The 19,301-nt window shown below is 74.6% G+C and carries 15 protein-coding genes; 6 read left to right on the top strand and 9 right to left on the bottom strand.

Annotated features, from left to right (window positions below; genetic code table 11):
• Positions 1–2 precede the first annotated feature (2 nt).
• A complete protein-coding gene (locus QSK10_RS24640) occupies positions 3–224 on the bottom strand; it encodes a hypothetical protein (protein WP_285665324.1) in 222 nt (73 codons plus the stop codon).
• Positions 221–1,306, bottom strand: coding sequence for a LacI family DNA-binding transcriptional regulator (locus QSK10_RS24635; protein ID WP_285665323.1), 1,086 nt, complete (start codon positions 1,304–1,306; stop codon positions 221–223). Before QSK10_RS24635 ends, QSK10_RS24640 begins: the two co-directional genes overlap by 4 nt.
• A 347-nt stretch (positions 1,307–1,653) precedes the next feature.
• Between QSK10_RS24635 and QSK10_RS24630 the strand changes: the two genes are divergently transcribed.
• Positions 1,654–5,343, top strand: a complete 3,690-nt coding sequence (locus QSK10_RS24630) for a hypothetical protein (RefSeq protein ID WP_285665322.1) — start codon at positions 1,654–1,656, stop codon at positions 5,341–5,343.
• On the opposite strand, the gene QSK10_RS24625 is transcribed toward QSK10_RS24630, so the two are convergent.
• Positions 5,328–5,849 (bottom strand): DUF4386 family protein, encoded by a 522-nt coding sequence (locus tag QSK10_RS24625; protein WP_285665321.1) that lies wholly within the window; start codon positions 5,847–5,849, stop codon positions 5,328–5,330. The genes QSK10_RS24630 and QSK10_RS24625 overlap by 16 nt on opposite strands.
• Before the next feature lie 146 nt (positions 5,850–5,995).
• Between QSK10_RS24625 and QSK10_RS24620 the strand changes: the two genes are divergently transcribed.
• On the top strand, positions 5,996–8,740 hold the full coding sequence (locus tag QSK10_RS24620; RefSeq protein WP_285665320.1) for an AfsR/SARP family transcriptional regulator: 2,745 nt from the start codon (positions 5,996–5,998) through the stop codon (positions 8,738–8,740).
• Here QSK10_RS24620 and QSK10_RS24615 read toward each other — a convergent pair.
• On the bottom strand, positions 8,655–9,125 hold the full coding sequence (locus QSK10_RS24615) for a MarR family winged helix-turn-helix transcriptional regulator (protein WP_285665319.1): 471 nt from the start codon (positions 9,123–9,125) through the stop codon (positions 8,655–8,657). The genes QSK10_RS24620 and QSK10_RS24615 overlap by 86 nt on opposite strands.
• Positions 9,126–9,225: 100 nt before the next feature.
• On the opposite strand from QSK10_RS24615, the gene QSK10_RS24610 reads away from it, so the two are divergent.
• From QSK10_RS24610 to QSK10_RS24600, 3 genes are all read left to right on the top strand, one after another.
• Positions 9,226–9,828: a flavodoxin family protein gene (locus tag QSK10_RS24610; RefSeq protein WP_285665318.1), complete on the top strand. Its 603-nt coding sequence runs from the start codon at positions 9,226–9,228 to the stop codon at positions 9,826–9,828.
• 122 nt (positions 9,829–9,950) lie between these two features.
• Positions 9,951–11,192 carry a trypsin-like peptidase domain-containing protein gene (locus QSK10_RS24605; protein WP_285665317.1) on the top strand — a complete coding sequence of 414 codons (1,242 nt, stop codon included), beginning with the start codon at positions 9,951–9,953 and terminating at the stop codon, positions 11,190–11,192.
• Positions 11,183–12,187, top strand: a complete 1,005-nt coding sequence (locus QSK10_RS24600) for a caspase family protein (RefSeq protein WP_285665315.1) — start codon at positions 11,183–11,185, stop codon at positions 12,185–12,187. The genes QSK10_RS24605 and QSK10_RS24600 overlap by 10 nt, the downstream gene beginning before the upstream one ends.
• Here the strand turns inward: QSK10_RS24600 and crtI are convergent.
• The 4 genes from crtI to QSK10_RS24580 form a co-directional block, all read right to left on the bottom strand.
• Positions 12,122–13,549, bottom strand: a complete 1,428-nt coding sequence (gene crtI, locus QSK10_RS24595) for a phytoene desaturase family protein (protein ID WP_285665314.1) — start codon at positions 13,547–13,549, stop codon at positions 12,122–12,124. The genes QSK10_RS24600 and crtI overlap by 66 nt on opposite strands.
• On the bottom strand, positions 13,546–14,445 hold the full coding sequence (locus QSK10_RS24590) for a phytoene/squalene synthase family protein (RefSeq protein WP_285665313.1): 900 nt from the start codon (positions 14,443–14,445) through the stop codon (positions 13,546–13,548). The genes crtI and QSK10_RS24590 overlap by 4 nt, the downstream gene beginning before the upstream one ends.
• 23 nt (positions 14,446–14,468) lie before the next feature.
• On the bottom strand, positions 14,469–15,251 hold the full coding sequence (locus tag QSK10_RS24585) for an alpha/beta hydrolase (protein ID WP_285665312.1): 783 nt from the start codon (positions 15,249–15,251) through the stop codon (positions 14,469–14,471).
• A 230-nt stretch (positions 15,252–15,481) separates the two neighbouring features.
• Positions 15,482–16,354, bottom strand: a complete 873-nt coding sequence (locus QSK10_RS24580; protein WP_285665311.1) for a M23 family metallopeptidase — start codon at positions 16,352–16,354, stop codon at positions 15,482–15,484.
• A gap of 128 nt (positions 16,355–16,482) precedes the next feature.
• Between QSK10_RS24580 and QSK10_RS24575 the strand changes: the two genes are divergently transcribed.
• Positions 16,483–18,108: an ATP-binding protein gene (locus QSK10_RS24575; protein WP_285665310.1), complete on the top strand. Its 1,626-nt coding sequence runs from the start codon at positions 16,483–16,485 to the stop codon at positions 18,106–18,108.
• Here the strand turns inward: QSK10_RS24575 and QSK10_RS24570 are convergent.
• The gene (locus QSK10_RS24570; protein WP_285665309.1) at positions 18,069–19,301 is read right to left on the bottom strand and encodes a low temperature requirement protein A; all 1,233 of its coding nucleotides are present in this window, start codon (positions 19,299–19,301) and stop codon (positions 18,069–18,071) included. The two genes, QSK10_RS24575 and QSK10_RS24570, sit on opposite strands and share 40 nt — an antisense overlap.

Genomic DNA, 19,301 nt, shown 5'->3' with positions numbered 1-19,301 from the left:
GCCTACGGAACCTGGTCGATCGGGGGCGTGGCGAAGAACGCGGGACCGCCGGTCCCGGCGGGGCGGCGCGGACCGGCCCAGCCCCGGGAGGGTCGCTGCCCGGACAGGACGCGGACGGGCACGGCGTCGCCGGGCGGGGCGTACTTGTGCAGGGAGGCGTTGCCGCCGAAGCCGTGGACGGTGCACGGGCGCGGCTCGGGGCCTTCCTCCAGGACGAAGCTCACGGGGTCTCTCCAATTCTCGGCGCGGGGACGGCGGCGATGGCGTGGGCGCTGGACGCGCGGATCTTGAGCTCGGGGGCGACGGTGACGCGCTGGGCGGGCCGGGTGGGTTCGGCCAGGCGCCGCAGCAGCAGTTCGGCGGCGATGCGGCCGCGTTCGGCCGAGCCGAGCGAGACGCTGGACAGCTGCGGGAAGGACATCTCGGCGAGGTCGGTGTCGTCCATGCCGACCAGGGCGACGTCCTCGGGGACGCGTTTGCCGGCGGCGAGCAGGGCGTGCAGGGCGCCGACGGCGATGAGGTCGTTGGCGCACAGGATCGCGTCGGGCCGTTCGCGGTCGAGGAGCCTGCGGGTGGCCTCGCGTCCGGCGGCGTGGTGGAAGTCGCCGGTCTCGATGAGCGCGGGGTCGGCGATGAGGCCGTTGGCGGCGAGCGCGGCGAGGTACCCGGCGTGCCGGGCGGCGCCGGGCACGGTGTCGAGGGGGCCGTTGACGAAGGCGATGCGGCGGCGTCCACCGGCGACGAGGTGGGCGACGGCGAGCGCGACGCCGGTGTGGGAGTCGGCGCGGACGTTGTCCACGGGCCGCGCGCCGGTGGGCGCGTCGTCGGGGAGGCTGCCGACCACGACGACGGGCGTGGGGACGCGCGCCAGGGCGGTGAGGTGGGCGGCGGTCACCCGGATGGGGCTGATCACGAGGCCGTCCACGTAGCGGCGGGCGAGGCCGTCGATGAGTTCGACCTCACCGGCGGGGTCGGCGCCGGTGGCGTGGACCTGGAGGCGGTATCCGGCACGTGCGGCGACCTCCTCGATGGCGCGCATCATGGCGACGTAGACGGGGTTCCCGATGTCCTCGACGGCGAGGGCGAGCATGTCGGTGCGGCGGGCCTGGAGGGACCGGGCGACGGCGTTGGGGACGTAGCCGACGCTGGCGGCGGCTTCACGGACCTTGCGCTCGGTCTCGGCGCTGGCGCCGAGGCCGTTGAGGACGCGGGAGGCCGAGGCGATGGACACCCCGGCGAGGGCTGCGACGGTCCGCACCGTCGGCGGGCCGTTCTGGTCTCCGTGCTGTAAACGTTTCCGGCTCATGCCGTCACTGCTCCAGACCGTCGGCTGTAAACGTTTCCGGCACAGTGTTGCCCCGTGTTCACGGGGGCGTCAAGGGATCGTCAGGTCTCGATTCGGCCACGGGCCTTACCGGTCCCTTTACGACGGTCGCCGCAGGCCACAAGGGTCAAGATCCATCCCTTGTGGACGCCGGATCGGCGTCGGCGCTGCTCGCGAGCGGTCCGGGGCCACCGTCGCGCGGCGCCCGGCAGGTCACCGTCCGATGTGTCACATGGTCGGCTTATGGTCGCGGCGAGCGCCTTCCCCGCTTCCCCCGAAGGAGCACGTCCGTGCCTCTCACCCACCCCGTTCCCACTGATATGACCGTGATGCCCGGTACACCCGTGCCGGGTGACGATCCGCTCGCGTACCTGGCGCGTCCGGCCTCGATCGACTTGACCCTGGCCGGGTTCGTGATCCTCATCGACGGCGACGGCTCGCACTTCCTGCTGGACGCCCGCGGCGACGGCCGCGTGTGGACCGTCGACGAGGAGACCCATGTTCCCGGCGAGCCCATCGGCCCGCCGCCACCGGAGTCGGCGGATCCGGCCGTGCCGACCCCGGAGCTGGCCGCCCGCTTCGGCTGGATCGCCGAACTGGTGCGCGGCGGCGACGACGCCGACCGGGCGGCGCTGGCCGCGGCGCGGCTGAGCGGCCTGTGGTCCGGCGTCCCCGGGGCCCGCGAGGCCCTCGACCGCGAGCTGCCCGCGCTCGCCGCCGACCCGCACCTGGCCGTCTACTGGCTCCTGCACACCACGTTCCTGGCCATGGACGCCGATCGCGCGCGCGTACTGGCCGCGGCCGGGGACGCCGTGCTCGTGGACGCCTGGGCCGGGGCCGACCTGTCGGCCCACCGCGCCCGGCGCTCGATCCTGGTCGCCCAGCACCGTGCCGAGGACCTCGGCCGGGCCGCGAGCGCGCTGCTGGCGATGGTGATCGACGCGTCCGTGCACCCCGCCACGCGCGCCGCGTGGGTCGCCGACGGCGGGCTGAGCGCCCAGGCCGTCGCCGCCGGGATCGCGGGAATGGACCCGGGTCTGGGCGCGACGATCCTGCGCGCCCACCTCGATCTGCGCGAGGGCGTCATCCCCTCCCCCGCCGCAGGGGCGATCGTCGCCGATCCGGCCGCCTTCGCCGGTGACTGGCGGGGCCTGGGCCGCGTCCTGGCCTGGGCGTATCCCCTCGTCGGCGACCTGGACGCGCTGGAGGCGGCCCTGGAGTGGTTGCGGGGGCACGACTCCCACCAGCCGGAGCTGCTGGCCACCATTCGCGCCGTACAGGACCACGCCGGGTACGACGTGGTCCTGGGCCGCGAGGAGCTGGAGCGCGCCGAGCGGCTCTCGGCGGCCACCACCGGGGCCCTGGCCGACCTGGCCGCCGGAGGCTCCGCTCCGCCGGACGGCGAGGTCCGCGCGCTGACCGCCCGGCGCGTCCTGCTGCGGCTGGACGTCGATCCCGAACTCGCCGGATCCGCCGAGTGGGCGGCCGGGGAGGTTCTGGCGAGCGACGCGCCGGACCGGGCCGCGCTGGCCGCGCGGGCGCTGGACGTGGTCGACGCGCATGTGAGAGTGCAGCTGATCGAGCGCCTGGCCACCGAGATCGACGGTCCCGCCCATCCGGTCGCGGCCGCGCTGCTTCGGGTCGCGCTCTCACCCGTCCCCGAGGGCGGCTGGGGTGCGCGCTACGACCACGACCGGCAGGTGGAGGCCGCGCTGGAGGCCCTGCGCCCGCACGCCCACGGCGAGCCGCTGTTCTCCACGCTCATGGCGATCGCCGAGTCGCACGGCGAGGCACACGTCGTGGAGCACATCTGGGACGAGCTGTTCTGCGCGCTCGACGAGGACTCCACCCTGCGCGGCCTCGACGACGCGCAGGCCGCGCGGGTGGCGGCGGCGATGATCGCGTCCATGCTGGGGCACCCGGTCGACCGGGTGCGCTACTCGGCGGGGCACCAGCTGTACCGCTTCGACCACCCGGGCGCCTTCGGTGTGCTGGTGGCGGCCCTGACCGAGTACGGGGAGCGGTACGCGTCGGGCGAGTCGCACCCGCACCTGGAGAACCTGGTCGCCGACCTGTACTCGGCGCTGCGGAACATCGGCGCGCACGAGGAGCTGCTGGAGCGGCTGTTCACCGAGCGGCGCTCGTACTGGCGGCTGGGCAACGCGATCGCCGCGATCCTGTCGCCGCGGGTGCACGGGCGGGCGATGGCGCTGCTGCGGGAGCGCCGGGACCACCACGCGGCGGCGAACTACGCCTCGGCGCTGGACTACCACGCCAAGCGCGGGCCGGAGCTGGTGGAGCTGCTGCGCGAGATCGTCACCTGGCCCGCGCCCACCGACCCCCTCGTGGCGCGCTTCTTCGCCTACGCCGTGGCCGTCGGGACGAGGGCGGCGCTCCAGCGCGCCGAGTACGGTCTGGTCCGCGAGGCGCACGCCCGCCGCGGCGGCGACCCGATCGAACCCGACCAGTACGCGCGCGGCAGGGGCTGGACCGACCCGCTCGACGAAGAGTTCCGCCCGGCCCTGGACGACACGCTGTCCGGTGCCGCCGACATCACCCGTGCCGCGCTGATCCAGAAGGGCCAGGACCTGAGAGTGAAGAACAAGCCGTGGAAGAACATCACCGATGAGCAGCTGGGCGTCCTCGCCGGGCGGGTGGTTGCGCGGCGGCTGCTGACCGACAAGGCCACCGGGGCGGTGTGGTTCATCGACACCGACGGCGAGGCGCACGCCTTGGACGGCCACGAGGTGACCGCGCCGCCGTTCGTCCTGGCGGATCTGCCCAGGGACCACGGCTTCTTCGCCGAGGCCACCGAGATCTCCGAGCGGGCGAGCTTCTGGACGGCGAGCGCCTCCCGCTACACCGACCTGATCCGCTGCGGTGAGCGCGTCCTGTTCGCGCAGGGCCCGGCGGGCTCGATCGAGAGCCGCCACGGGCTGCTGTTCGCCGACGAGGCGGCCGCGATCGAGGGGGTGGCCGCGCTGCGGCGGTGCCTGCCCGCGCAGAAGTACCTGGAGACCTCGCCCTGGTACGTCGAGGGGCGCGGGGTGATCGCGCGGGAGTACCACCGCAGTGGGACGCACAACCTGTTCGTGCACGGCGAACCGGCCACCGGAGGTGGCCTGTTCGAGGGCGAGGCCGAACTGATCGCCAAGGTCGATCGCACGACGCTGAAGCTGCTGCGCGGCGGGGGCGTCCCCTCGGAGGTGCACGTCCTGGAGCGCCGGAAGCTGCCGCGCGACCAGACCGTCGCCGAGTGGATGGAGCGGCGTTCCCGCGATGACGAGCGAGACGCGGTGTGGCACGCCGAGGCGTGCGTCCTGTTCGCCGGGCACGTGTCCTCGCACGGTTTCCCCGTTACGGTCTCGGCCTCGATCGGCACGGGCGTGCCGGAGGAGGAGATCGCCGCCTACGAGCGGGCCCGCGACACCACCGTGCCGCCGCTGCTGCGGGACTTCTGGCTGCGCGCCGGCAGCGCGAGCTGGACGGTCGGCGCGAAGTCGATGCGGATCCTGTCGCCGGCCGACATGCTGGCGCGCGGGCAGGTCGCCTTCGGCGGGCACGCCACGCTGGTAGACGTCTTCGAGGAGGACCAGGACGGCGAGCCCGGGACGGTCTTCGCGCCCGACCGGGCCGGCGATGACGAGCGGCGCTTCACCCACACCGACCAGCCCCGGCACCCGCACTGGGAGTGCCACCTGGGGTGGATGATCGCCACCCGCTTCAACGTGCGCATGGCGCACGCGATCACCACCGCGGCCCCCGCCACCGCGCTCCTGTACCACGGGATGAAGGTCGATCCCTCGCTCGCGTGGCGGCGGTTCAAGCAGGTCCTGCCGACCGGCGCGAAGCTGTGGGAGGTCTACGCCGACGAGGGCAACGGCCTCCTGGGCACCCGCTATGGCGCCGTCGGGCGCGACCTGCGGTACTCGGTGAAGCGGATGCCGCCGGAGCAGGTGGCGAAGAAGGCCGCCGCGGCGATCGCGGCCAAGGTCGGCGACGGCTACACGGAGGTGTAGCCCTTCGCCAGCAGCCGCGCCGCCAGGGCCATCTCGTTCACCGCGAGCGGGACCACCAGCGCGAACAGCGCGGGCGAGGACGTCCCGAGCACGCCGCACATCACCAGTGCCGCGCCGGTCAGGTACGGCGCGACCGCCAGCAGCCCCCAGCCGGAGATCCAGCGCGGCACGAGCCGGGCGCGGTAGAGGACGGTGTTGAGGATGAGGGCGCTCAGGCAGAAGAAGAGCGAGCCGCCCGCGTAGGTCCAGTCCTCCTGCCGCCCGCCCACGGCGGGCAGCAGAAGGACCGCCTCCAGCACCCGCGCGGCCAGGTATCCGGCGGCCGCGGCCTCCCCGTGCCGGCGGAGGACGGGGAACACCGCCGCCGGGATCATCGCGATCGCGGCGGCCATCAAGAGCAGGAGGGCGGCACCGGCGGTGGTGCCGAGCAGGGCCGCGCCGGGGACCCCGGCGAGCGTGGCGGTGATGAAGAGGGTCCCGGTCAGCCGGGCGAGTCCGATGTCCATGCGGGCATCGTCGGCGCATGCGGTGTGCGGGCAGTGTGCTCCGGGTGTGCTGTGCCTCGGGTGTGCTGTGTTCTGGGTGTGCGGGTGATTGCCCGGTGCGCGGGCCCGTGGGAACCTCGGCGCAACGCGAGGTGTGGGGGTGCCCGGTGGTCCGGATCGGTCTGCTCGGCGGTGTCGCCGTCCACGACGGGGACGGCCGTCCGGTCCACATCGGATCGGCCCGCACCCGCACGGTCCTCGCCGCGCTCGCGCTGTCGCCGGGGAGGCCGGTGCCCGTGCCGCGCCTCATCGACCTCACCTGGGGCGAGGCGCCACCGGCGACGGCCGCCAAGGCGCTCCAGTGGCACATCGCGCGGCTGCGCTCGGCGCTCGGGGCCGCCCTGATCGTCCGCTCCGGCGCGGCCTACATCCTCGACGTGGACCCCGAGGCCGTGGACGTCGTGCGCTTCGAGCGCCGCCTGCGCGAGGGCGACCACCGCGCCGCGCTCGCCGAGTGGACGGGGACGCCCCTCGCCGGGCTGGACGCCCCCGGCCTCGTCGCGTCCGCCGCCGCCCTGGGCGAGCGCCATCTCGGCGCGGTGGAGGCCGATCTGGAGGAGCGGGCCGCGATCGCGCCGGGCGAGGCCGTCGCCGTCCTAACCGGGCTCACCGAGCGGCATCCGCTGCGGGAGAACCTGTGGGCGCTGCTCATGACGGCGCTGTACCGCGCGGGACGGCAGGGCGACGCGCTGGCCGCCTACCGCCGGGCCCGGGAGCATCTGGTGGGCGGGCTGGGGGTGGAGCCCGGGCCGCGGCTGCGCGCGCTGGAGGCGCGGGTCCTCGCCCAGGATCTGCCGCCCGCCGACGGTCCCGGGCATCTGCCGCGTGGTGTGCCGCGGCTCATCGGCCGCGACGAGGAGCTGCGGGCGGTCTCCGGCGCGCTGGCGGAGGCGCCGGTGGTGACGCTGACGGGGCCCGGCGGCATCGGCAAGACGCAGCTCGCGCTGGCCGCCGCGCGCGAGGCGGCCGAGGCACGGCTGGTGGAGCTGGCCGGGATCGCCGCGCCCGCCGACGTCCCGCGCGCCTTCGCCGACGCCCTGGGCGTCGGGCAGCGCCCGGGCCGCGATCTCACCGGCTCGCTGGTGGCGGCGCTGGGGACGCGCTCGGTGCTGCTGGTGGTGGACAACTGCGAGCACGTCCTGGCCGCCGCGGCCGCGACGGTCGCGGCGATCGTGGCCGGCTGCCCGGACGTGCGGGTGCTGGCCACCTCCCGGGAGCGGTTGTCGCTGCCCGCCGAGCGGGTCGTCGCGGTCGGCTCACTGGCGCCGGAGGCGGCGGCCGAGCTGTTCGGGACGCGGGCCCGGGCCGCCGATCGCGGCTTCGACGCCGCCGCGCACACCCGGGAGGTCGCCGGGATCTGCGCGCGGCTCGACGGGATCCCGCTGGCCATCGAGCTGGCGGCGGCCCGCGCGGTCAGCCACCGGCCCGCCGATCTGCTCGCCCGCCTGGACGGCCCGGCGGGGCTGGGCGGAGCGCGCCGCACGGGCGAGGCGCGGCACCGGACGCTGTGCGCGGCGATCCGGTGGTCCCACGACCTGCTCGACGGCGGCGAGCGGACGGTGTTCGGGCGGCTGTCGGTGTTCGCGGGCCCCTTCGACGCCGAGGCGGCCCAGGCGGTGGTGGACGTCGCCGACACCGACGACGTCCTGGGCGCCCTCGTCGAGCGGTCCATGCTCACCGTCGCGCTGGGTCCCGGCGGGCGGCGGTTCCGGATGCTGGAGCCGATCCGGCGTTTCGCCGCCGAGTCGCTGGAGGATCCCGCGCCGGTCGCCGCCCGGCACGCCCGCTGGTGCCTGGGCGAGGTGACGCGCGCCCACCGCCTGCTCACCGGCCCCGGCGAGGCCGAGGGCGTCGCGCTGCTGGCCGGGCTGTGGCCGCAGCTGCGCGCGGCGGTGGCGTGGGCGTGCGAGACCGGCGATCCGGCGCTGGCGGCGGCGCTGGTGCGGCCGGTGGTCACCGAGCTGCCGCTGCGCGGGCGGCAGGAGATCGGGGTGTGGGCGGAGCGGCTGCTGACGCTGACCGGCGACGCGTTCTGGCTGCTGTGGGCCGCCGAGCGGCGCACCCAGATCGCCGACCCGCGGGGCTTCGCCGAACTCGCCGCGCGGCATCCCGGCGAGGACGCCTTGAGCCGCTACGCGCGCGCCTACGCCGGTGGCGACGGCGAGGCCCTGCGCCGGTGCCTGCCGGAGGCGGTGGCCGGGCTGTCGGGCGAGCCGTTCCTGGCCGCGTACCTGGAGATGACCTCGGCCGGTCCGCTGCTGGGCGCCGGGCGCTTCGCGCAGGTCGACGCCTCGGTCACCGCCCTGGCGCGGCGGTACCGGGACGAGGGGCCGCCGACGCTGCTGCACTGGGCCCTGCAGACCCTGGGCTACTCGGCGGCCTTCCAGGGGCGGCCCGGGGCCGAGCGGTACTTCGACGACGCGGCCGCCGTCGCCGTCCCCGAGGGCACCTTGTCGGCGAACAAGTCCACCGCCGCCCGCGCCGCCTTCCGGCGCGGTGAGCGCGATCTGGCGCTGGCCCTGCTGGGTTCCCATGTGGACGAGCTGATCGCCACGGACAACGTGGTCGCCGCCAGCGTCGTCGGCGTCGAGTTCATCACCGTGATGGCCGCGCTGGGCCGCGAGGCGGAGGCCTCGGTCGCGCTGGGCCACCTGGCGCGCGCCGGGGAGTTCGGCGCGCTCGCGGCCCGCACGCTGGTGCCGGATTCGCTCACGCCGTCCCCGGTCCACCTCGGCGACCGGGACGCGCTGGTCTACATGCGCGAGGTCATCGCCGCCCTACGATCTGCCGGCACGTCCGCTCCAGCGCCTCCTGAAGATCCTGAAGCTGACCGGGGCCGAGCTGCTCGATGAACCACCGCCGGACGCGGTCGAGGTGGGCGGGCGCGACGTCGTCCAGCAGCGCGCGGCCCGCGACGGTGAGGCGGACGATCACGTTGCGCTGGTCGCCCTCGCCCTTGACGCGCTCGACGTAGCCGCGTTCGACGAGCTGGTTGACCTGGTAGGTGATGGCGCTCTTGGCGGTGGCGAGCATGTCGGCGAGGTCGGACATGCACAGGTTGCCGTGCTCGGTGCCGGGCTCGGCGAGGTTGACCAGGATCTCGTACTGGGTGTGGGAGATGCCGTGCGCGGTGCGCAGCTCGCGGTCCAGCCGGTGCTCCAGGCGCTGGCTGGTGCGCAGGAACTGCGACCAGGCGCGGGCCTCCTCGGCGCCCAGCAGGCGCTCTTCCAGGGTCATCTGTGGCCTCCCTCACAAAGAGTTGTTCAAATTTGAACCATCGCCCTACGGTTCACTCGTCAGGTCGTTCAATTTTGAACCAACACCGGAAGGTTACCTCATGTCGCACACCACGGTCACCGTCGCCATCGCCTACCACTCGGGCTTCGGGCACACCCGGCGGCTCGCCGACCGCGTCGCCCTCGGTGCCTCCTCCGTCCCCGGCGCCAAGGCCGTCCTCGCGCCCGTCGACACCATCACCGACGGACTGTGGGACACCCTGTCGGCCGCCGACGCCATCATCTTCGGCACCCCGACCTACATGGGCACCGCCAGCGGCACCTTCCACGCCTTCGCCGAGGCCAGCAGCAAGGTCTGGCACGGCCGCGGCTGGCAGGACAAGCTCGCCGCCGGCTTCACCATCTCCGGCGGCATGAGCGGCGACAAACTGAACACCCTGCAGTTCCTCACCGTCCTGGCCGCCCAGCACGGCATGAACTGGGTGAACCTCGGCCTGGTGCCCGGCTGGAACCTGGCCGACTCGCGCGACGACGAGGTCAACCGCCTCGGCTTCTACCTGGGCCTGGGCGCGCAGGTGCCCAATGACGTCGACGCCGCCGGCCTCAACACCGGCGACCTGGAGACGGCCGAACTGCTCGGCGCGCGCGTCGCCCGCCAGGCGCTGACCCTGCTCGCCGGACGCCGGGCGCTCGTCGCGGCCTGAGGAGTACGGCGAGCGCCCGCCACCGGGCACTTGTGAGCGGGCGCTCGCCGTAGTGACGATCATGCCGCGGGGGTACGACAGTTTCCGTCGCCGCCGGTAGGCCCCCCCCCCACAATGGACCGATGGGAAACGGGCCTGAGCGCGGCGTGGCGTTCGTCCACGGTTCGGCGGCCGACCGCGCGGGCCTGGGGTTCCTGGCCGGCGGCACCCGGGTCGTCACGTGTGCGCACGTGGTCAACCGGGCGCTGGGCCGCGACGTCCGCGAACCGGCCGACCCGGGCAGCGCGATGGTCGGGGTGGAGTTCCCGTTCGCGCCCGGGCGGCGCCGCGCGACGGTGCTGACGTGGATACCGGGGACCGCCTGGTCGCCCGCCGACGACCTCGCGGTCCTGCTGCTGGACGCGCCGGTCGACGGCCCCGTGCCGCTGCGCCTGCGCTCGCGCGGGGCCGACGGGCTGGAGGTCCGGATGTGCGGCCCCGACGGCGACGGGCTCCGGCACGTCGGGGGCGTGCTGATGGGCGAGCAGGCGCCCGGCCTGCGCCAGATCGACCAGCACCGGCACGGCGCCTACCGCGTCCGGCCGGGTTTCAGCGGCGGGCCGGTGTGGGCGGCCGACACCGGCGAGGTCGTGGGCGTGATGCGGGCGGCCTCGCCGAACGCCGAGGCGACCGCCGCGCAGTGCGTCGACGTCGCCCGCCTGGGGCCGGTCGCCGACGGTGGTGAGGCGGGCGGAGAGGTGTCGATCCTCCAGTTCGGCGGCCTGCGCTTCGGGAGCGTGGACGATGCGGGCTCCCGCCGCCTCGCCGAGGACGTGGCCGCCGAGGCCGGGCCGGTCGACGTCATCGTGATCTGCGGCGACCTGGCCGCGCGCGCCGCCCCGTCGGAGTACGCGCGGGCCGCCGACTTCCTCGCCGGGGTCGCCGCCGCCCTCGGGCTCGGGGAGGACGGCGTCCTCACCGTGCCCGGCGTGAGCGACGTGAACACCGCGCTGTGCCGCAGCCACTTCGACATCTGCGCGGCGCTGGAAGAGGAGCCGCGGCCGCCGTACTGGGAGAAGTGGCGTCCCTACGCCGACTTCGCCGCCGGGGCCGGGCACCCGCTCGATCCGCGGCGGCCCTGGCGGCTGGTGTCGGTGCCCGGGCGCCGCCTGCTGCTGCTCGCGCTCAACTCGACCATGGCGCTGACCCACCGGCCCGAGGACGACGCGGCGCGCTTCGGGCGCGAGCAGCTGGCGTGGTTCGCCGAGCGGCTCGCCGACCCCGGCTTCGGGGGCTGGCGGCGGGTGGCGGTCTCGCACCACTCTCCCGCCGAGCCGCCGATCGCGAGGTCTTCGCCGAACTGCTCGGCGGGGCCGTGGACGTGATCCTGAGCGGCACCACCGACGCCGTCACCCGCCACCATCGCCTGCCGCCGCCCGATTTCGGTCTCGCCGGGCGCGACGGCCTCCGGTACCAGGTGGTCACGCTGGGCGCCTCGGGCGTTCGCAGCAGGGGCCGGTCCCTGGCGAACGGCGCGTTCCGGGACGACGCCGGGCTCACCGAGCGGACCACCCCCCGCGCGGCCCCGGCGGTGATACCGGTCCGGGCGCCGGAGCCCGCCCGCTCGGCGCCGCGCGCCTACCGGCTGCCGGTGCCCGAGCGGTCCTCGGTCGTGCTCATGGGCACCTCGGTCTACACCGACCCGCGCGTCCCCTCGCTCCCGGCGGTCGCGGCGAACCTGGCCGAGCTGCGCGCGGCCCTCACCGGCCTCTTCGGCGAGGCGGTCCGGACGCTGGCCGAACCGGCCCTCACCGACCTTGCCGACATCGCCAGGAGCGCCCGCTCCGGCAGCGACACCTTCGTCTTCTACTACGCCGGGCACGGCTTCATCGGCTCCGACGGGCGGCTGTACCTCGGGCTCCGCGAGACCGACACGGACATGCCGGCCTTCACCGCCCTACCCTACGAACGGATCGCGCAGATCATCCGCGACTCCCCCGCCCGCGACAAGGTCGTGATCCTCGACTGCTGCTTCTCCGGCCGCGCGCTGAAGGGGACGATGTCGCCGACCCCGCTCGCCACCGCCGACACCGCGGGCACCTGGGTGCTGACCGCCTCGTCCTCGACCGCGATGGCCTTCGCGCCGGTCGGCGAGCGCCTCACCGCCTTCACCGGCGCGCTCGTGGAGATCCTGCGCCAGGGCGTGGACAACGGCGAGCCGGTCATCCGCGTCGGCGATCTCTTCGCGCCCCTGGCGGACCTGCTCGCCTCGCGGGCCCTTCCGGTGCCGCAGCAGCGGACAAGTCGCTCGGCCTCAGATCTCGCGCTGGCCCCGAACCCCCTGGGCCCCGAGCACCTTCCGCGCGGCGAGCCGTCCTGACACCAGCACCATCGGCACGCCCACGCCCGGCTGGGTCGCCGCGCCCGCCATCGCCACGTTCGCCAGTCCCGGCACGCCGATGCGCGGCCGGAACGGGCCGGTCTGGGCGAAGGTGTGCGCGAGCGCGAAGGGCGTCCCGTCGGTGTGCCCGGCGCGCGCCCAGTCGGCGGGCGTGGTGATCAGCGCGGGCTCGCGCGGCAGGTCGATGCCGCGCCGCGCCAGCCCGTCGAGGAGTTCGGCCGCGTAGGACGGGCCGCGCTCGTCCCAGTCGATGCCGCCCACGGCGAGGTTGGGGGCCGGGGCCAGGACGTAGAGGCCGCCGTCGCCGGGATTGGTGACCAGCAGGGACGGATCGCGCATCACACGCCCGCGGTCGATGATGTCGCGGAACGTCTCATCCCAGGCCGCGCCGAACACGAGGTTGTGGTGGGCCAGCCCGGGCCGCGCACCGGCGGCGGCGGCGAGGTGCACGACCACGCAGGACGGCGAGGACCTCCCCCGGCGCGGCGCGCGGTCGAGCAGGCGGGCGGCTACGGAACGGTCCACGGCCAGCACGACCGCGTCGGCCGGATACCTCTGTCCGGCGTGGACGGCGATGGCGCGGCCCGCGCGCGTCTCCACACCGGTCGCCTCGGCGCCGTAGTGGAACTCGACCCCGGCCGCCGCGGCCGCCGCGGCCATCGCCAGCGGCACCTGATGCATCCCGCCCCTGGGGTACCAGACGCCCGCGATGGCGTCGAGGTAGGAGATCACCGCGTAGAGGGCCAGCGCGCGCGACGGGGCCAGCCCGGCGTAGAGGGCCTGGAAGGAGAACAGCCGCCGCAGCCGCTCGTCGCGGAAGTGCCGCTCCACCAGCGGCCCCAGGCGCCCGAAGCCGCCTTTCGCGGCCAGCCGCAGCAGGTTGAGGGTGAGCAGGTCGCGGGGCGTGTCCAGGGAACGGTCGATGAAGTCGCGGATCTGGATCCGGTACAGCTCGCCGACGTGCGCGGCGTAGCGCAGGTAGCCCTCGGCGTCGGCGCGCCCGCACTCGCGCTCCAGGTAGGCCGCCATCGCTTCGGGTTCGGCCAGGACGTCCAGGGTGGAGCCGTCGGCGAACAGCCCGCGGTAGGCCGGATCGAGGCGCACGAGGTCGAGGCGATCGGACGCCCGCTCGCCCACCGCTGCGAAGGCCCGGTCGAGCAGATCGGGCGCGGTCAGCACGGTCGGCCCCAGGTCGAAGCGGTGCCCGCCCACGCGGCTCTCGGCGGCGACACCACCGGGCGCGGCGGCGCGTTCCAGGACGGTGACCTCGGCCCCCGCGCCGCGCAGGTGCAGGGCGCAGGCGAGCCCGGCCAGCCCGGCGCCGACGACCACGGCCCTCACCGGCGGCTCAGTTCCCGCAGCGCCACCAGGGCGCGGCGGCGCAGCGGGACGCGCGCACGGCGGTCCAGGACGCGGTAACCGGAGGCGCGGACGGCACCGAGGATGTCGCGGTAGAGGGTGTAGGCGACACGGACGCAGGCGCGCGAACCGGCGTCGAGGAGGTCGATGCCGGGCAGCGCGGCGGCGTAGTGGGTCTCCGCGCGGGCCATCTCGTGTTCCAGCAGCGCGACGATCGCCGGGGTCACCCGGCGGGCGCGCAGGTCCTCGACGGTGACGCCGAAGGCGTCCAGGTCGGCCAGCGGCAGGTACACGCGGCCGCGGTCGAGGTCCTCGCCGACGTCGCGGATGAAGTTGGTGAGCTGGAAGGCGTAGCCGAGCTCGCGGGCCGGGCGCGCGGCCGCCGCCGGATCGGCCGAGCCGAGGATCGGCAGCATCAGCGTCCCGATCGCCGCCGCCGAACCTGCCATGTAGCCGCGCAGGTCGGCGTAGGTCTGGTAGCGGGTGACGGTCAGGTCGGCGGTCATGCTGGCCAGGAAGGCCTCGAACTCGGCGATCGGCAGCCCGTAGCGGCGGACGGTGTCCAGCAGCGCCGGGAGGATCGGGTCGTCGGTGGGGACGCCGCGCAGCCCGGCCAGGAACCGCGCCGACCACGCCGACAGGGCCTCCGCGCGCCGCTCCGGCGTCGTCGGCGGCCCGGTGTCGACGATGTCGTCGACGTAGCGGGCGAAACCGTAGAGGGCGTGTACGTGCGGCCGCGCCCGCTTGGGCAGCAGCCGCGTCGCCAGGTAGTAGGTGCGCCCGTGCTCGCGGTGCAGCCTGCGGCAGTGCCGGTAGGAGGCGGCCACCGGCCCCGCGACGGCGCCGGGGGCGGCCTCGGGGCCGGGTGCTGCGATCACGCCCGGCAGCGTAACAGTGGAGGTCAGGCGGGCATCTGGGCGGCGAGGAAGTCGGCCACGGCGTCGCGGATCTTCCCGACGTCGGCGTTCTTCGGGTCGATGAAGTCGACGCCGTGGTAGGAGCCGCCGATGATGACCGACTTCTTCGTGGCCGCCGGGGTCGCCGCCATCAGCTTCTCCACGTTCTGCGCGTACTGCGCGTCGCCGTCGGCGGCGGCGTAGAGGACCGGGGCGGTCAGGTTCGCCACGGCCTTGAGCGCGTCGGAGCCGTCGTAGTACGTCGGCGCCGACAGGCTGATGACGGCGGTGACCGGCGGCTGCGCGGCACTGGCCGCCACGAGCGCGGCGGTGGCGCCCATGGACGCCCCGATCATCGTCACCCCGGTCGCACCGGTGGAGCGGACGTACTTGAGCGCCTCGGCGGCGGCGGTGGCGGTGTCCACCGTGGAGTTCTGCGAGGAGGAGCGGCGGGAGAAGTCGAAGACCAGGACCCGGTAGCCCTGCTCGGCCCAGGTCTTGGCGTAGGGCGCCCACTGGCAGAGCGTCCCGTCGGACTGGTGGGTCAGCACCAGGGCCTTGTCGCCGGTGCCGTAGACGAGCCCGCCGAGGGTCTCCCCGGGCCCGAAGTGGACCGGCTGCGCCCCGGCGGCGTCCTCGGGGCAGTCGGCGCCCGGCGCGGCGGCCGGAGGCGGCGGCAGGGGCGTGGTCGGCGTCTCCGCGGGCGCCGGATCACCGCCACCGCAGGCGGTGAGGGTGAGCGCGGCGGCCACCGCGAAGGTGGTGAGCAGCAGGCGTGCGCGTGCCATGAACGTTCCCGTCTCTGGGTGTGCTGGGGAAGCGTTCAGGGGGCGGCCTGGACGTGAAAGGGAATGTACCCGCCGGTCAGGACCGCACGGGCGGGTGTGGCCGAATCGTGTCGCGCCCGTGATGAAAGGGCCCCACCGCCCGTGCCGAGAACGGTGGGGCCCATCAGGCCGAGCTGAACCTCAGCCCTGTCTTCCGAGCTGATCCTCAGCCCTGTCTTCCGAGCTGATCCTCAGCAGTGCTCGGACGGGCTGTTGTACGCGACGCCACCGGCCGAGCCGCCCCACTTGATGCAGGAGGGCGCCGCGCGCTTCACCGGACCGGCGTACTGGGTGAAGTTCCCCGAATCGGTGGTTCTGGTACTGCCTGAAGGTTCGAGGTAGGCCGAGGTCGCGGTGGCCGTGCCGACGCTGCTCATCTTGAGCGTCACCACGCAGTTGCTGCTCGCCCCGCCGTCCCACAGCAGGTTGACCGTGCCGGCGGTGCCGAGCCGGACGGAGTCGACCACGCGGTAGCTAGCGCCGCAGATGTCGACGGGGTCGTAGGAGGTGGCGCAGTTGTTCGAGGTGACGTTGGCGTTGGGGTAGCCGAAGGTCGACCCGTTGAACACGGCCTTCTGGATGTTGCTCGGGTAACTGGTGCCGAGCCGGATCTCGAAGTGCAGGTGCGGGGAGATGTTGTTGCCGGACTTGCTGGTGTTGCCCACCGCGCCGATCGCCTGGCCGCGGTTGACCGTCTCGCCGACCTTGACGGCGATGTTGTTCAGGTGCGCGTAGTAGCTGGTGTAACCGCCACCGTGGTCGAGTTTGACGAGGTTGCCGTAACCGTTCGTCTCACCCTGGTGGGAGGCGATGACCACCGTGCCGGCCGCGGCCGCCACCACCGTGTCGCCGAGATCGGCGGTGGCGGTGCCGCCCCGGTTGAAGTCGATCTCCCAGGACTGGTGCGCGCTGGAGTTGTCACTGTCGCCGTTCCAGGTCTGACCGCAGGGGAACGGGAGCTGGAAGGCGGGCGCCGCCTGGGCGGGTCCCGCCGTCATCAGGACCGTGGCGGCCACGGTGCCGAGGACGGTGAGGACGGCGGCAAGCCATTTGGGTCGTGCCATGTCTCCTCCATCGAATCGCCACGCGGGTCTGATATCGGAAAGACCGGCCCCGCGCGGAGCTGGACCAGCAACCCACGACCCGGTACAAAATTCGTACAACGCAAGGTCAACACCGGTAGGAGGCCCTGATGCGCTGCGAATTCGCCGTGCTCGGCCCGCTGTCCGTGCGCCGCGACGGTGAGGCGGTCCCGCTCGGCGGCGACAAACCCCGCCGTCTGCTGGCCAGTCTCCTGCTGTCACCGGGCGAACCGGTGACCGCCGACCGGCTGGTGGACGTCCTGTGGCCGGAGCGCCCGCCGCGCTCGGCGGTGGCGAACCTGCGCACCTACATCAGCTCGCTGCGCGTGGCGCTGGGCCCGCGGATCCGCTTCCGCGACAACGGTTACGTCATCGACGTCGCGCCCGGCGAGCTGGACCTGGAGGAGTTCGGCACCGAGCTGTCGGCCGCGCGGCACGCCGGGGCCCCCGAGGAGGCCCTGTCCTGCTACGACCGGGCCCTGTCGCTGTGGCGCGGCGCCCCGCTGTCCGACCTGGAGTGTCCTTTATGGACGCCGGTGGTCTCCCGGCTCACCGAGACGCGGCTGACCGCCATCAGCGAGCGCGCCGAGCTCCAGCTCCTGCTCGGCCGCGCCGCCGACGCGGTGGGCGACCTGCGCGCGGCGACCACCGAGTACCCGCTCCAGGAGAGCCTGTGGTGCCTGCTGCTGCGCGCGCTGGACGGCGCCGGGCGGCACGCCGAGGCGATGGCCGCCTACGGGACCGTCCGGCGGCTGCTGGCCGCCGAGCTGGGCGTGGAGCCGGGCCCGGAGCTGGCCGACGTGTACCGGCGGCTGCTGGACCACCCGCAGGCCGACGCGCCCACCGACGTGCGCACCGCCGCGCTGCACCGGATCTGCGAGCGGCGGCTGTCGCTGGTCACCGCCGCCGTGGCGCGCCTGCACGCCAGCATCTTCGCCACCGCCGAACCGGCCGCCGCGCCGGTGGCCGAGGCGCTGCTGTCGCGCGTCCGCGCCGATCCGCTCGCCTGGCTGGACGCCCACCGCGAGCCGCTCGTGTCGCTCATCGCCCGCGCGGCGGCGGCCGGGCTGGCGCGCCCGGCGTGGCGGCTGGCGGCGGCCCTCGTCCCGTACTTCGACCTGGGCGGGCATCTGCCGGCCTGGCGGCGGTGCGTCCACATCGCCCTGTCGGCGGCCCGCCGCTGCGGCGACACCAACGGCGAGACGACGATGCTGCGGGGGCTGGGGCAGCTGTACGTGTACACCGACCAGTTCCCGGCCGCCGCGGAGGCCTTCGCGGCGGCCCGGCGGCTGTGCCTGGCGCTCGGGGACGAGCCGGGCGCGGCCCTGTCCACGGCGGGACTGGCCGCCGTCGCGCGCTTCACGGGACGTCCCGCCGAGGCCGAGACGCTGTTCCGGCAGGCCCTGGCGGTCTTCGTGGCCGAGGGCGACCGGCACCGCGAGGCCTACGTGCGGTGGGCGATCGCGGGCGCGCTCATGGCCCGCGAGAAGACCGCCGAGGCGCAGGAGGAGCTGCGCCGCTCGCTCGACCTGGCCCGCGAGGTCGGCGACGTCCATCGCGAGGCGCACGTGTGGGAGCGTCTGGCGACCCTGCGCATCGAACGCGGCCTGCCCGCCGGTGAGCCCCTGCGCCGGGCGCGGGAGCTGTTCGTGCGCATCGGGGACGCCGAAGGCGCCGCCAGCGTCGAGCGCGCCCGTCAGGCCGCGGCGAACCGCCGCTTCCGCACCATGCCGTAGGAGCACTGCCAGCCCACGACGCAGGCCAGCAGCGCGGCCACCAGCCAGCCGGGCGCGACGCGTCCGAGGAGTGCGATCGCCACCGGCGCCAGCACGCACGGCAGGCCCCACAGCAGCAGCCAGTGCGCCGGGGCCCGCGACAGCAGCGCCAGCAGTCCCGTCGCCGCGAAGTGCAGCGCGAGCCCGCCGCACATCAGCCACAGCGTCCCGGTGGGCAGCGCCTTGTCGGCGTGCCCGGCGACCGCGCCCAGCCCCGCCGCCACGGCCGTGATGCTCGCGGTGGCCACGAAGTGCCCGGGCAGCGTCACCCGCACCGGCGTCTCCGCCTCGAACTGCGGCACGCCCAGGACCCCGTAGCGCAGCGTCAGCCACCACAGCCCGACCAGCAGCGCGAAACCGGCGAGCGCGGCGAAGGCCAGGCTCTGGTCCCAGTGCGAGAGCGGGTCACCGGCGGCGGTGACGACCTGGATGACGCCCTCGCCGAGGACGATGATGACGAACAGGCCGAGCCGCTCGCCGAGGTGGGTGAGGTCGAGGCGGCCCTCGGCGGCGTCGGGGATGGTGCGGGGTGTGGCGCCGCGCTCCAGGGCGGCGGCCGCGCGCTGCTGGAGCTTGCCGGTGCGGCGTTTCGCCTCTTCCATGACGCGGTTCGGGCTGAGCGACTGGAGGAACGTGAAGAGCACGTCCAGGAAGCAGCCGAGGGCCCACAGGCCGTACTTCCACTTGGGATCGTCGACCCAGAAGGAGGCGAACCAGGGCGCGATGCCCGCGCCGACCTGCGCGGCGGGCCAGGCGGTGACGATCATGTTGCTCTTGCGCCACACGCCCGAAGCGGCGATGCGGCAGCACACGTAGGCGATCGCGAAGACCGTGCTGCGGTCGACGTCGCCCTCATGGTGCAGCACCTGCGGGATGGTGGCGGGGATCGCCGCGGCCATGACGGCTATGCCGAACATCGCCTGGAGCATCGAGCGCAGGCGCGTGCGGTCCCCGGCGACGTTGGCGTAGACGGAGAAGTTCGTCCACACCGCCCACACGGCGTAGTAGAGGAGCGCGAAGGCCGCGATGCCGAGCGCGGTGGGTTCGTCGTGGACGCGGTGCGCCAGCTGCGCGACCGCCGCCACGACGACGAGGTCGAAGAAGAGTTCCAGCCAGCTCGCGTGGCGCTCGGAGTGATCAACGGTGGCGGTCAC

Source organism: Actinorhabdospora filicis, assembly GCF_030269765.1.
Taxonomy (GTDB): domain Bacteria; phylum Actinomycetota; class Actinomycetes; order Mycobacteriales; family Micromonosporaceae; genus Actinorhabdospora; species Actinorhabdospora filicis.
Note: the sequence above shows the minus strand (reverse complement) of the source record. Positions and strands in the feature narration are given on the sequence as shown.